Source organism: Streptomyces sp. NPDC091371 (assembly GCF_040684275.1).
Lineage (GTDB): Bacteria > Actinomycetota > Actinomycetes > Streptomycetales > Streptomycetaceae > Streptomyces.
In genome coordinates, this window is sequence record NZ_JBFBFP010000062.1 from 21,852 (window position 1) to 35,374 (window position 13,523).

At 72.4% G+C, this 13,523-nt stretch carries 14 protein-coding genes; 13 read left to right on the top strand and 1 reads right to left on the bottom strand.

Going from position 1 to position 13,523, the window contains the following annotated elements:
• Positions 1–13: 13 nt before the first annotated feature.
• The 3 genes from AB0O21_RS36865 (at position 14) to AB0O21_RS36875 (ending at position 2,273) form a co-directional block, all read left to right on the top strand.
• Complete coding sequence (locus AB0O21_RS36865) at positions 14–1,351, top strand: hypothetical protein (protein ID WP_365179201.1); 1,338 nt, start codon at positions 14–16, stop codon at positions 1,349–1,351.
• A 65-nt stretch (positions 1,352–1,416) separates the two neighbouring features.
• Positions 1,417–1,737, top strand: a complete 321-nt coding sequence (locus tag AB0O21_RS36870) for a multidrug efflux SMR transporter (protein ID WP_365179164.1) — start codon at positions 1,417–1,419, stop codon at positions 1,735–1,737.
• Positions 1,737–2,273 carry a TetR family transcriptional regulator gene (locus AB0O21_RS36875; protein WP_365179167.1) on the top strand — a complete coding sequence of 179 codons (537 nt, stop codon included), beginning with the start codon at positions 1,737–1,739 and terminating at the stop codon, positions 2,271–2,273. Before AB0O21_RS36870 ends, AB0O21_RS36875 begins: the two co-directional genes overlap by 1 nt.
• A gap of 9 nt (positions 2,274–2,282) precedes the next feature.
• Here the strand turns inward: AB0O21_RS36875 and AB0O21_RS36880 are convergent, their stop codons facing one another.
• Positions 2,283–2,924 (bottom strand): MerR family transcriptional regulator, encoded by a 642-nt coding sequence (locus AB0O21_RS36880; RefSeq protein WP_365179169.1) that lies wholly within the window; start codon positions 2,922–2,924, stop codon positions 2,283–2,285.
• A 319-nt stretch (positions 2,925–3,243) separates the two neighbouring features.
• On the opposite strand from AB0O21_RS36880, the gene AB0O21_RS36885 reads away from it, so the two are divergent.
• From AB0O21_RS36885 to AB0O21_RS36930, 10 genes are all read left to right on the top strand, one after another.
• Positions 3,244–4,488 (top strand): cytochrome P450, encoded by a 1,245-nt coding sequence (locus tag AB0O21_RS36885; protein WP_365179171.1) that lies wholly within the window; start codon positions 3,244–3,246, stop codon positions 4,486–4,488.
• A 164-nt stretch (positions 4,489–4,652) separates the two neighbouring features.
• Positions 4,653–5,801, top strand: coding sequence for a hypothetical protein (locus AB0O21_RS36890; protein ID WP_365179172.1), 1,149 nt, complete (start codon positions 4,653–4,655; stop codon positions 5,799–5,801).
• A gap of 3 nt (positions 5,802–5,804) precedes the next feature.
• Positions 5,805–6,203 (top strand): iron-sulfur cluster assembly scaffold protein, encoded by a 399-nt coding sequence (locus AB0O21_RS36895; protein WP_365179175.1) that lies wholly within the window; start codon positions 5,805–5,807, stop codon positions 6,201–6,203.
• On the top strand, positions 6,178–7,428 hold the full coding sequence (locus tag AB0O21_RS36900; RefSeq protein ID WP_365179178.1) for a cysteine desulfurase family protein: 1,251 nt from the start codon (positions 6,178–6,180) through the stop codon (positions 7,426–7,428). The genes AB0O21_RS36895 and AB0O21_RS36900 overlap by 26 nt, the downstream gene beginning before the upstream one ends.
• Positions 7,410–8,615, top strand: a complete 1,206-nt coding sequence (locus AB0O21_RS36905; protein WP_365179181.1) for an acyl-CoA dehydrogenase family protein — start codon at positions 7,410–7,412, stop codon at positions 8,613–8,615. Before AB0O21_RS36900 ends, AB0O21_RS36905 begins: the two co-directional genes overlap by 19 nt.
• On the top strand, positions 8,612–8,923 hold the full coding sequence (locus AB0O21_RS36910) for an acyl carrier protein (RefSeq protein WP_365179184.1): 312 nt from the start codon (positions 8,612–8,614) through the stop codon (positions 8,921–8,923). Before AB0O21_RS36905 ends, AB0O21_RS36910 begins: the two co-directional genes overlap by 4 nt.
• On the top strand, positions 8,920–10,578 hold the full coding sequence (locus tag AB0O21_RS36915; RefSeq protein WP_365179187.1) for an AMP-binding protein: 1,659 nt from the start codon (positions 8,920–8,922) through the stop codon (positions 10,576–10,578). The genes AB0O21_RS36910 and AB0O21_RS36915 overlap by 4 nt, the downstream gene beginning before the upstream one ends.
• Positions 10,579–11,085, top strand: a complete 507-nt coding sequence (locus AB0O21_RS36920) for a flavin reductase family protein (protein WP_365179190.1) — start codon at positions 10,579–10,581, stop codon at positions 11,083–11,085.
• Positions 11,082–11,804, top strand: coding sequence for a 4'-phosphopantetheinyl transferase superfamily protein (locus AB0O21_RS36925; RefSeq protein WP_365179193.1), 723 nt, complete (start codon positions 11,082–11,084; stop codon positions 11,802–11,804). Before AB0O21_RS36920 ends, AB0O21_RS36925 begins: the two co-directional genes overlap by 4 nt.
• Positions 11,805–11,853: 49 nt before the next feature.
• Entirely contained in the window at positions 11,854–13,434 is a 1,581-nt protein-coding gene (locus AB0O21_RS36930; RefSeq protein WP_365179196.1) for an MFS transporter, read from the top strand.
• The last annotated feature ends 89 nt before the right edge of the window (positions 13,435–13,523 follow it).

The following is a 13,523-nucleotide window of genomic DNA, read 5'->3' on the forward strand; positions in this document are numbered from 1 at the left end:
ACTCTCCGCGGGCATGGCGGCGCTGCTCGTCGCCGCCCTGAACGCACCCGCGCAGGCCGTTACGTACGGCACGCCGACCATCGCGCTGTCCGCCTCCTACCTCTCCGGGGCCGTCGGCGCCGTCGGGGACCCGGTCGTGAACGTGACCGTGGGGCAGAGCGGGGCCGATGTCTCCGCGCTGACGGTCAGCGCCTCCGCCTCCAGCCGGACCTCGGTCGCCGGGACCGGGGACGTCACCGTGACCGGCGCCGGCGCGGTGCGGCAGCTCGCCGTCACCGCACGGGGACGCGGCTACACGAACCTGACGGTCAAGGTGACCGGGCTGGGCGGCAAGACCGCCACCAAGACCCTGTACTACGCGGCCTCGGCCGCTGTGCAGAACCCGGCCGAGGCGCGGTACTTCACCGGGTCCTCGGACGCCTCGGCCGCCGTGGACGTCGGCGGCGGGTACACGATCGTCGCGGACGACGAGTCCAACGTGCTGCGGCTGTACGACCGTTCGCGCTCGGGCGCGCCCGTGCGGACGTGGGACTTCAGCGCGCAGCTCGGGGTCACCAAGGAGGTGGACATCGAGGGGGCGACCCGCATCGGTGACACCGTCTACTGGACCGGCTCGCTCGGCAACAACAAGGACGGCGAGTACAAGGCGCCCCGGAACACGGTGTTCACCACCAAGGTGACGGGCTCCGGGTCGGCCACGCAGCTCGCGTACGGACGCTCGTACAAGAAGCTGCGCGAGGACCTGGTGGGCTGGGACGTGGCGAACGGGAACCGGTACGGGTTCGCGGCCGGTACGGCGGCGGGTGAGGCGCCGAAGCAGATCGACGGGTTCAACGTGGAGGGACTGGAGTTCGCTCCGGGCTCGACCACGACCGCGTACGTGGGCTTCCGGGCTCCGCTGGCCCCGGCGGCGCTGGGCGGCAAGGCGCTGCTCGTGCCGGTGACGAACATCGACCAGGTCCTGGCGAACGGCGCCAAGGCGGTCTTCGGTACGGGCATCGAGCTGGACCTCGGCGGGCTGTCGGTGCGCGACATCCGCAAGAACGCGGCGGACCAGTACCTGATCCTGGCCGGGTCCTGGGCCGCCGACGACAACTCGGACCCGTACGCGCTCTACCAGTGGGACGGCGTCCCCGGCCACGCGCCGGTGAAGCGGACCGACCTGCCGACCACCGACCCGGGCGGCTGGGAAGCCATCGTGGACGTGCCCGACCTGTCGGTGGCGGGCGCGCGGGTGCAGCTGATCACCGACAGCGGCTCCGCGGACCTGTACGGGGACGGCACCGAGGCCAAGGACCTGACGCACCCGGAGTGGAAGAAGGCCCGCGCGGCCTGGTTCACGCTGGGCTGAGGCCGGCGCGGACCGGCATGTGTACGGGTGTACGCAACGATGCGTACACGCGTACACTCGCGTGCGTGCCCTACATACTGCTTGCCGCGGCCATAGCCGCCGAGGTCGCCGGGACCACCGCCATGAAGTACAGCGACGGCTTCACGAAGCTGTGGCCCTCGCTGGGCACGCTGGTGGGCTACGTCATCGCTTTCACCCTGCTCGCGCAGACCCTGAAGTCGATGTCGGTGGGCACGGCCTACGCGATCTGGGCAGGGGTCGGCACGGCCGCCATCGCCGCCATCGGCATGGTGTTCATGGGGGAGGCGGCCACCGCCGCCAAGATCGCCGGCCTGGTCCTGGTGATCGCCGGGGTGGTCCTGCTGAACCTGGGAGGGGCGCACTGATGCCCCCCGGCGTGCGGCGCTACGACCCCGGCCGGCGGCAGCGGATCATCGACGCGGCGATCCGGGTGGTGGGCGCCAAGGGCATCGCGGGGCTGAGCCACCGCAGCGTGGCCGCGGAGGCGGACGTACCGCTCGGGTCGACGACGTACCACTTCAAGACGCTGGACGAGCTGCTGGTCGCGGCGCTGCGCCAGGCCAACGCGGGCCTCGCCCCGGCCCTCGCGGTGCGGGAGGGCGAGGACCTCGCGGGTGCGCTGGCCCGGCTGCTCGGGGACTGGCTGGCGGCCGACCGGGGCCGGGCCGAGCTGGAGTACGAGCTCTACCTGGCGGCCGTCCGGCGACCTGCGCTGCGACCGGTGGCGGCGGAGTGGTGCGAGTCGGTCGTGGCGGCGCTGTCCCCGCGGACCGACCCGGTGACGGCCCGCGCGCTGGTCGCCGTCATGGACGGCATCAGCCTCCAGGTCCTCCTGACGGACGCGGAGTACGACGAGGCGTACGCCCACGAGATCCTGCGGCGCGTCCTGCGGCCCGCCTGACGGGTCCGGCTAGGGGGCCGCCGGGCCGAGCGCCGGGCGCAGCGCCGGGCCGTCGGCCCAGTGGTCGAGTTCGGCCTGGACGCGGCGGTCCACGGCGCGCGAGAGCTCCGCTTCCACCACGTACTTGACCAGCGGATGCACGCTCTTGAGCGCGGCGGCGAGCCGGCCGGCCTCGCTCGGGACGGCCTCGCCGCCGATGGTTTCGAGCAGGCGGGTGCGGACCTGGACCGTGAACAGGTCCGCGAGGGCGTCGACGTGGGCGCGGACCTCGCGACCGGCGGCCCGTACGGCGTCGGCGAGTTCCCGGGGCGGCGGATGCGCCTGGGCCTCCCAGCTCCCCGGCCCGGTCAACGAGCCGTCCAGCCCCAGGAGTTCGGCGACCGTTTCGAGGCTGCGGCCGCGCCCCATGGCGTCGATCAGCTCGGCGATGCCGCCCAGCGTGTGCCCGCGCTCGAGCAGGGCGGCGATCGTCCGTAACCGGGCGAGGTGGGCCTCGGAGTACCAGCCGATCCGCCCGTCGCGGCGCGGCGGCGGGAGCAGTCTGCGCTCGCGGTAGAAGCGCACCGTGCGGACGCTCACGCGGGCCTCCTTGGCGAGTTCCGCGATCCGGAATTCCCGGCCCCCGCTCGGTGCGTCGCTTTCTTTCGTCATGGCGGCAGCCTACGAGTCCTTTGGCCGGAACTCGGCCGCGATGGAGCACGGAATGCGGAATTCCGGAATCCGGCCGTGGTTATCGCGTGAACAAATGACGGATGCAGGTCCAGCGTAGAGCGATCCTGATGTGTGAACGCACAATCGATGTCGCCGCGGTCCGTGCCTTCGTATTAACGCTGTATTTCGCCGTTGACGCCACTTCCAACACCGTGATCAACTGCCGATGTCTTGCCGGGGGGAAGTGCCTGTCATAAGGCCACGAGGCGCGCTTCGCAGCGATACCCTCCAGCAGCCGTTCTCATCGATAGGTGCGTTCATGTCTTTGGCGGAGATCGCCTGTACCAATGTGTCGCCCGAGTTAGAGATTCCGGATCTGGCTACCCTCATCGACCCGGCCTCACGGCCGGATCCGTACCGGATCCTCGGCGCCCTGCGGGACGCCTCCCCCCACGTCGCATCCGACGGCCTGGTCGTCGTCGGCCGGTACGGGGACTGCTCGAAGGTCCTGCGCGACCCGGGCATGAGCAGTGAGCACGACCGCTCGCGGCTGGCCGGCGGCCGCGGCGCGCGGGCCATGAAGACCGGCAACTTCCTGCACCTCGATCCGCCCGACCACACCCGGATCCGGCGGCTCGTCACCAAGGCGTTCACACCGCGCGCCGTCGCGGCGCTGGAGCCGCGCATCCGGGCCATGGTGGACGAGCTGCTGACCGCGGCCCGCGACCGCGGATCGCTCGACGTGGTGACCGGGCTGGCCCATCCCCTCCCCGTCCGCGTGATCTGCGAGCTGCTCGGCGTGCCGGCGGAGGACCACGGCCGGTTCCAGGAGTGGTCGGCCAGCCTGGCCGAGACCCTCGAGCCGCCCCTTCCCGGCCTGGTCGGCGCCCGCGCCAAGGTCGCGGCGGCGCAGGCCCGCGCCGAGTTCATCGCCTACTTCCGCGAGCTGATAGCCGAGCGCCGGGCCTCCGCCCGGGACGACCTCGTGTCCCACCTCATCCAGGTCAAGGAGGATGGGGACCAGCTGACCGAGAGCGAGCTGCTGGCGACCTGCATCCTGCTGATCAACGCCGGCCACGAGACCAGTGCGAACCTGATCAACAACGGTGTGCTGGCCCTGCTGCGCCATCCCGACCAGCTCGACCTCCTGCGCCGGGAGCCCGCGCTGGCGCCCAGCGTGGTCGAGGAGGTGCTGCGCTACGACACCCCGGTGCAGCTGACGCTGCGCGTGGCGAGCGAGCCGACCCGGCTCGGCGACGCGCGGATCGAGGCGGACGACCTGATCGTGCTGCTCCTCGGCGCCGCGAACCGGGACCCGGAGGCGTACGAGGATCCGGACCGCTTCGACATCCGCCGCACCGCCGCACGACCGCACCTGTCCTTCTCCGCCGGCCCGCACTTCTGCCTCGGCGCCGGCCTCGCCCGGCTCGAAGCGCGCATCGTCTTCGAGGTCTTCGCGAGCCGCTTCGTGAATCCGCGGCTGAGTGCCGCCGAAATCGCCTACAAGCCCAATCTGAATCTGAGAGGGCCCGCCCGGCTCGAAATCGAATTCGACACCGTGTAACCAGGAGACGCCCGCCCCTTCACGGCCGGCCGCTGTATCGCCTGGATCTCCATCCTTGATTTTCACCATTCCCTTTCATTTCGATCACATCGCGGTCGGCGTGTGGCGATGAGTCATGCCCGCATTCCGTCTGCGCAACACAACATTTCTGAGCTGGGGGAGCCATGGAACTGTCTGCCATGCTGGGCTGTCCGGAGAAGGCGTTCCGCATGCCGCAGGGCGAGTGGGAAGAGTCCGTGACGGCGGCCATGCGCGAATCATTCGCGCTGCATGCCGAGAACAACGAGTTCTACCGGGCCCAGTGCGAAGCCGCCGGGGTCGGCCCGGACGACATCGGGACCCTCGCGGATCTGGCGAAGATGCCGCTGCTGCCGATGAGCATGTTCAAGAACCCGGACGCACACGTCCTGCTGACCGCGTCGCCGGCCGACATCGAGCTGGAGATCCGCAGCACCGGGGACAGCGGCGTGCCAAGCGTCGCGCGCCGCGACGCCACCACGACGACCCGGATGCTCTCCGCGGTCTTCGCCCAGTACCGGGAGTTCTTCGGCATCTCCAACGGTGCGGGGCTCTTCCTCAGCCCGTCCGCGGTCGAGGCCCCGGAGATGGGCATGGTCAAGGCCGCCGCGGTCCTCAACGGCCTGCTGGACCACCACGCGTACGTCGTCCGCGACTACACCTTCGACCCGGAGGAGGCGCTCGGCCTGCTGCGGACCTGGGGCGAGTCGATGACCCGTCACATCATCGGCCCGCCCTTCCTGATCACCCGCCTGGTGCAGGCCCTCGAAGAGCAGGGCACCACCCTCAAGCTCGACCCCGACTCGATGGTCATCACGCTCGGCGGCTGGACCCGGTACACCGGCCAGAAGATCGTTCCCGCGGAGTTCTACGAGCAGGTGGAGCGGACCCTCGGCGTTCCCGCCGACAGGGTGCGCGACATGTACGGAATGATCGAGTCCAACATGCTCGCCGTCGAGTGCGAGCACCACCGCAAGCACGTCCCGCCGTGGAGCTACGTGAGCGTCCGCGACGTCACGGACACCAGCGTCGAGGTCGCGCCCGGCAAGACCGGTGTGATCGCCACGCTCGACGCGCTCAACACGGCCTACCCGGGCTACGTCCTCTTCCAGGACGTCGGCGAGGTCGACGTGACGCCCTGCCCGTGCGGCCGGACCGGCCAGACCGTCACCTTCCGGCGCCGCCTGCAGGGCGCGGAGCTCGGCTGCTGCGCGGTCAGCATCGAGAAGTTCATCGACAGCCGGGAGATCGTCGCCGAGTGCGAACTCCCCTCCCTCGCGACCGTGGAGGGCTGACCCGTGGCCCGCTTCACCCCCGTGGTCGTCGACCACTTCACCAACCCGCGCAACGCGGGCGAGCTCGACGCCCCCGACGCCCGCGCCTTCATCGGCAACCCCGTCTGCGGCGACCAGATCATGCTCACCGCGCGCGTCGCCGACGGCACCGTGACCGAGGCCCGGTTCCGGGCGCACGGCTGCGCGGCCTCGCTGGCCACGGCCAGCGTGATCACCGAGGCCGCCACGGGCCGCCCGCTGGACGAGCTGGCCGGCTGGAACGCCGAGCACGTCGAGGAACTGCTCGGCGGCCTGCCCCCCGCCCAGCGCCACGTGGCGGCGCTCGGCGCCGACGTCGCCCGCCGCCTGGTCACCAACTACCGGGAGGGATCGAACGATGACATCGCCATCGCCTGTGCGTAGCCCCGGCCAGTCCGCCGGCGGCCGGCCGGGCATCTACCTGGACAACGCGGCGACCAGCCCGCTGTGCCCGGAGGCGGTCGAGGCCGTGCTGCGCGGCATGGAGATCACCGGCAACCCGTCCAGCCGCCACGCGGCGGGCGACGCCGCCAAGGAGGCCCTGGAGTCCTCCCGGGCCCAACTCGCCCTGCTGCTGGACTGCATGCCCGAGGAAGTCGTCTTCACCGGCAGCGGCTCGGAGGCCGACGCGCTGGCCATCTGCGGAACGGTGCTGGCCGCCAGGGGCGCGGGCCGCCCGGTCCACCTGATCACCAGCGCCATCGAGCACTCGGCCGTCCTGGAGTCCTGCCGGCTGGCCGGTGAACTGGGCGCCGAGGTCACGGTGGTGGCACCGGACGCGCGCGGCTGGGTCGACCCGGAGTCCGTACGGCGGGCGCTGCGGCCGGACACCGCCCTGGTGTCCGTCATGCACGCCAACAACGAGACCGGTGTGATCCAGCCGGTCGCGGAGATTGCCCAACTCGCCCACCAGGCCGGCGCGCTGTTCCACATGGACGCCGTGCAGTCGGCGGGCAAGGTGCCGCTGACCGGCATCAACGCCGACCTGGTGTCGGTGTCGGGCCACAAGTTCTACGGGCCCAAGGGCGTCGGCGCGCTCAAGGTGGCCCGCGGCGTCACCCTGGCCCCGCTGGTCCGCGGCGGCAGCCAGGAGAGCGGGCTGCGCGCCGGCACGGAGAACGTGCCCGGCGTCCTCGGGATGGCCGCGGCCGCGGCCGCCGCCCTGGAACACCTCGCTGAGCCCGGGCAGCTGGAACGCCGCCTGCAGCTGCGGGAGCGCCTGCTCGCGGAGCTGGGCACGGCCGGCGGCGTCGAGGTCAACGGGGCCGGGGCCCCCTGCCTCCCGGACACCCTCAACGTCTCCTTCGCCGGGCTGCGCGGTGACACCCTCGTCGATCTGCTCGCCCTGCACGACGTGTACGTCTCGGCCGGCTCCGCCTGCCACGCGGGCAGCGACGAGCCCTCGCACGTCCTGACCGCGATGGGCGTCCCGCTGGATCGCGCCCGGGCGGCGGTGCGGTTCAGCGCCGGCCGCTTCACGGACGAGCAGGCGGTCCTGGAAGCCGCGACCACCACCGTGGGCCTGGTCGAACGCCTTCGCTCGCTCGGCCCCTCCCTCATACCGAACCCGCCGCACACCGAGGAGTCGCTGTGGTCGACCTTGCACTGAGCCGCGACCAGCAGGCCATCGTGGACGAGGCCCGCGAGATCGCCCGCCGCTGCCTCGCCCCCCGGGCCACCGAGCACGACCGGACCGGCGCCTTCCCCGCCGAGAACATCGCCGACCTGCACGCCGCCGGGCTGCTCGGCCTCCTGGTACCCGCGGAGTACGGCGGCCGGGGCGCCGATCTCACCACCTGGTCGCTGGTGGTCGCCGAGCTCGCCGAGGCATGCGGTTCCACCGGCCTCATCTTCGCCATGCACTCCGGGGCCGTACGCCTCGTGGCCGCCGGCGCGGCCGGCAACCCGTTCGCGGAGCGCGTGCTGCGCGAGGTGGTGACCGAGGGCAAGCTGCTGGCCTGGGGCTTCTCGGAACCGGGGACGGGCGCCCAGCTGCTCGCCCCGCAGCTGACGGCCCTCCCCGAGGGGGAGCACCTGCACCTCAGCGGAACCAAGGCGTTCTGCACGGCCGCCGGCCACGCCGACTACTACCTGATCAACGCGCACAGCGGTCAGCAGGACCTGCTGAGCAGCCAGACCATGGCCATCGTGCCGGCGGGCACCGTCGGGCTCTCCGTCAAGGAGGTCTGGGACGCGCTGGGCATGCGCGCCAACTGCGCCAACACCCTGCTGCTGGACTGCCGGGTCCCCGGCGAGAACGCCATCGGCGGACCCGGCGGCGGCCTCCTGCTGCTCTCGCAGGCGCTTCCCGCCCTCTTCCTCGGCCTGAGCGCGGCGTCACTCGGAGTGGCCCGCGCGGCGCAGGGCTTCGCCGACGCCCACGTGCTCCAGCGGACCCTGGCCAACACCGGACAGCCGCTCGCCGCCTTCCAAGGCGTCCGGCTGCACACGGCGGACATGGCCGTCTCCGTCAAGACCGCCCACCTGATGCTGCTGCACGCGGCCTGGGTGGTGGAGACCGACCCGGCGCAGGCGATCCCCGCGATCAACATGGCCAAGTACGTGGCCAACCGGACCGCCCTCGACGTCGCGGACACCGCGATGCTCGTCGCCGGCGGCCGCGGCTACCTGCGCTCCAACCCGCTGGAGCGCCACTACCGGGACGCCCGCGCCGGCGCGGTCATGGGATCGAACCTCGACGTTCTCAGGGACCTGATCGGCAAGACCGCGCTCGGCCTCGACCCCTTCAGCGACACCATCCCCGCGAAAGACCCGGCACAGGAGCGAGCAGCGTGACGACCCCCACTCCCACCCCCGCCTCCTACGACCTGTCCGACGAGGCCGTGCTCGCCGCCCTCCGGGAGACGCTGTCGGACGTCCTTGAGGACGACCTCCTCGAGCACGTCGACCTGGAGTCGCTCGGACGCGACACCCACCTGCTCAGCCTGCCGCTCGACTCGATCACCCTGGTCGACCTGATGACCCGGCTGGAGGACCGCTACGGCGCCGCCATCTCCGAGGAGCAGGCGTTCGCCTTCCAGGTCGTCGGCGATCTCGTCGACCACATCGCGGCCCACTCCACGGCCGACCGGAGCGGCCGATGAGCACGGTGCTCTACCGGGACCTCGGCCGCCAGGGACACGGAGTCACCTTCCTCGACTCCCGGGGCGTGACCGCGGAACTCGGTTACGCCGACCTGGAGCGGCAGGCCAGATCCGTCGCCGCCGGCCTCGGCGAGCGCGGTCTGCGGCGCGGCGAGCGGGTGCTGCTGCCGCTGCCGACGGGGCCGGACTACCTGGTCGCGCTGCTCGCCTGCCTGCTGTCGGGCATCGTGCCGTGCACCGTCCCGCCACCGCCGCACGCCGACGCGGAGTCCGCCGGAGTACGACGGTTCCACGCCGCCCGCGCCGCCGTACGGCCCGCGGCCGTGATCATGCCCGACGCCGCCCTGGCCCTGGCCCTGGCGGTGGAGGGCGGCCCCGTCCACCTCACCCTGGACGAACTGCGGCACCACGAGCCGCTGACCGGCGACCGGCTGCCGGAGCCCCGTCCGGACGACCTCCACCACATCCAGCTCACCTCGGGGTCGACCAGCGCCCCCAAGGCCGCCGCGCTCACCCACGCCAACACCGCCGCGAACCTGCGGGCCCTGGTGGAGGCCACCGGGCTGCGCGCCGACCGGGACCGGCTCTGCGAATGGCTGCCGCTCCACCACGACATGGGCTTCGTGATGGTCCTGCTCGCGCTCTCCACCGGTGCGCCGCTCGACCTCATGCCGTCCATCGGCTTCCTCCGCGACCCGGTCTCGTGGCTGCGCCACCTGGCGGTCCGGGGCGGCACCATCACCGCGGCTCCGCCCTTCGGCTACCGGACCGCGCTGGAGCGCTACCGGCGCAAGCCCGAGCCCGGGCTCGACCTGTCCCGGCTGCGCCGGGCCTACGTCGGGGCCGAGCCGATCCCGGTGGACGTGCTGTCGGACTTCCAGGAGGCGTTCGGGCCGCACGGGCTGGCGGAGGACGTGCTCATCCCCTGCTACGGGATGGCCGAGACGGTACTGGCCTCCACGATGCCCGCCGCTCCCTACCCCGGCGGCCACTTGAGCCGGGGCCATGTGCGGGCGCTCCAGGTGGACCGCGCGGACCTCCAGGACACCGGCCTGGTCACTCCTGCCCGCGCCGGCCGGAACGCGCTGACGACCGTCTCGTGCGGCCGTCCCCTCGGGGGCCTCGACCTGGAGATCAGGAAGGGGACCGGCGAGCCCTGCGGGGAGGGGGAGGTCGGGGAGATCCACCTCGGCGGCGATTCCGTCATGGCCGGCTACCTGGGGCCCGACGGGCTCCCCGTACCGCCGCCCGGCGGGAAGCACGCGACCGGCGACCTCGGCTTCCTGATGGACGGAGACCTGTACGTCGTCGGGCGGGTCAAGGAGATGCTGGTGGTCCGCGGCCGCAACATCCCGCCGTACGACGTCGAGGAGGCGATCGAGACCCACGGCGCCGTCATGCGGGGCAACAGCGCGGTCTTCTCGTACACCGACGATGCGGGAGGCGAGCACGTCGTCGCGGTCGTCGAGGTCGCTCCGGCGGACACCGCCGACGGCAGGCTGCGGCTGGAGATCGACAACCTGGTGCGGCAGGGGTTCGGGTTCGGGCTGCGCGACACGGTGCTGATGAAGCGCGGCGGCATCGCCCGGACCACCAGCGGCAAGCGGCAGCGCGGCCGGATGCGCCAGTTGTACCTCGCCGGGGAGCTGTCGTAGATGGGGGGAGTGCTGACCGGCACCGAGCAGGCCGGGCCCGCCCGGCACCTGCGGCAGGTCCTGGCCGAGTTCCCGACCGGGGTCACGGTCCTCAGCGCCATGGCCCCGAGCGGGCCGGTGGGGATGACCAGCAGCGCGGTGACCTCCCTGTCGCTGGACCCGATGCTCATGCTGGCCTGTGTGCACCGCAGTTCGAGCACCCTGGCCCTGATCCTCGAGGCCGGGCGGTTCGGCATCAACGTGCTGGGAAGTGATGCGGAGGCGGTCTCCGAAGCCTTCGCCCAAGGGCCGCCGCTGGAGCGGTTCCGGCGCGTGCCGTACCGCACGGAGCGCGGAGTGCCGCTCCTGCGGGACGCCCTGGCCAGCCTCACCTGCGAGGTGTTCGACACCCACCCCGGTGGGGACCACACCATCCTGGTGGGCCGGGTGACCGGGGCGACCCGGGCCGGCGACGCGGTCGGCACGCCTCTGGTCCGGCACCGGGGAAGCTACCGGGGCCTCGGATGAGCCCTCCGCCCGGCACGGTCGACCTGTGGTCGCTGCGGGCCGGACCGGGCAACGTCGCGGCCGCCCGGAGCGAGGCGTCCGTGCTGGACGCGTCGGAGGCACAGCGGGCGGAGTCCCTGGGTCCGCCCGCTGTGCGGGACACCTACCTGGTCGCCCACGTGCGGCTGCGCCAGATCCTGGGGCGCCGGCTCGGACTGCCTCCGGCCGAGGTCGCGTTCGCCCGCGAGGAATGTCCCCGGTGCGGCGGCCGGCACGGCAGGCCGGTCCTCGCGGGCGAACGCGACCTCGGCGCCGGGGTGCACTTCTCGCTGTCCCACAGCGGTGACCGCATCCTCATCGCCGTGGCCGGCTCGCCGGTCGGCGTCGACGTCGAGGCCGTCGGCCGCAAGCCCCGATCCGGCCTGCTCCGCCGGCTCCATCCCGAGGAACGCGCCGCGGTCTCCGCGCTGCCTCCGGGACGGCGCGAGGAGGCGGTGCTGACCTGCTGGGTCCGCAAGGAGGCCTACCTCAAGGGGATCGGGGCGGGGCTGGCCGCCGGCCTGGACCGGACCTACGTCGGCACGGGGCCCGTCTTCGGCGGGACGGAGCCGACGCCGGCGGCCCTCGGCGACTGGTGGCTCACGGCGGCCCCGGTGCCGCCGGGCCATGTCGGCGCCGTCGCCCTGCGCCGGCCGGCCGGCCTCCTTCCCCTCCCGGCGCGGATCCGCCTCCGACCGTGAGCCGCGGACGTCCCTCCACCTTCCTCACAGAGAAGCAGGACGAACAAAGATGACAGAACAGACCACGGATGAGCGGAACAGCGCGTCGACGGTGTCCGCATCCGAAGAGGCCGGACATCCGCGCCGGTGGCTGATCCTCCTCGTGATGTCCCTGTGCATGTTCGTCGCCACTTTGGACAACACGATCCTGACGGTGGCGCTCGCCCCCATCCAGCAGGCACTGGACGCCACCAACGGTGAGCTGCAGTGGGTCATGGACGCGTACGCCCTCGCCTTCGCCGCCCTGCTGTTCACCGCCGGGCTGCTCGGCGACCGGTTCGGCCGGCGGTGGGTGCTCGCCGGCGGCCTGCTGATCTTCCTCGTCGCTTCCGCGTTCGCGTCCTGGGCCGCGGATCCCGTCCAGCTCATCATGTGGCGCGGGCTGATGGGACTCGGCGCCGCCGTCGTTCCCGGCTGCAGCATGGCCGTCATCATCGACGCCTTCGTACCGGAGGAGCGGCCGAAGGCCATCGCGCTCTGGTCGGTCGCCACCGGCGTCGGCATCGCCGCGGGCCCGGTGGTGGGCGGCGCGCTGCTCGCCTCCTTCTGGTGGGGATCGGCGCTGCTGGTCAACGTGCCGCTCGCGCTCGTGGCGATCGTCCTGATCGTCTGGCTCGTACCGCAGCGACGGGCCGGGCACCGGGTGCCGCTCGACTTCCCGGGGATGCTGCTGTCCATCCTCGGCGTCGGGTCCCTGGTGTACGGGATCATCGCCGGGGGCGAAGGCGGAAGCTGGACCGATCCCGGGGTGGCCGGGCCGATTGCTGCGGGGCTGGTGCTCCTGGTCGCCCTGGTCCTGGTGGAGGGCCGCAGCGCCAACCCGTCGATCGATCCCGAACTCTTCCGCAGCCCGCGGTTCACGGCCGGTTCCGTCGTACTGGCCTGCTCGTTCTTCGTGGCCATGGGCGTCGGCTTCATCCTCACCTTCTACCTGCAGCAAGTGCGCGGCAATTCCCCGGTCGAGGCGGGACTGCTGACCCTGGCCTACGCGGTCGGGACGACGGTGGCCGGCGCGAAGAGCTCCCAGCTGGCCGACCGGATCGGGTCATCGGCGACCGTGGTCGTGGGAATGGCCGCGATGGGGGCCGGGTGCCTCGGATTCTCCGTGCTGGGGGAGCAGACCCCCGTGTGGCTCGTCGAGGTCACCCAGTTCGTCTTCGGCGCGGGTTTCGGCCTGACGCTCTCGCCGGCGATGGCGGTCGCCCTGTCGGTGGTGCCCGCGGCCAAGGCCGGCGCGGGGTCGGCCGTCGTCAACACCGTGCGGCACCTGGGCTCGGCACTGGGCGTGGCCGTACTCGGCGCCGTCCTCGGTGTGGTGTACCGGAACCGGTTCGGCGACGGCGCCGGCCTGTTCGCCCAGTCCCAGCAGGCCGCCGAGACGAACTCGCTGGGCAGCACACTGCTGCGGCTCGCCGAGCTGAGGGCCGGCGGCCAGGGCGTCACACCCCAGGCGCTCGCCGCGGCGGCGGACCACGCGAAGGACTCCTTCCTCGCCGCCATGCAGACCGCCACGTGGATCGGGGCCGGGTTCTGCCTGCTGGCCGCGCTGATCGCGCTCCGCTGGCTGCCGGGACGCCCGTCCCGCTCCTAGTGCTGTGACCGGCAAGGTTCACCGGGTCACGGCGCCCGGCACGGCACCTCGCTGCGTTGTCGGACCGCGCAAGTACGTCCAGTACGAGC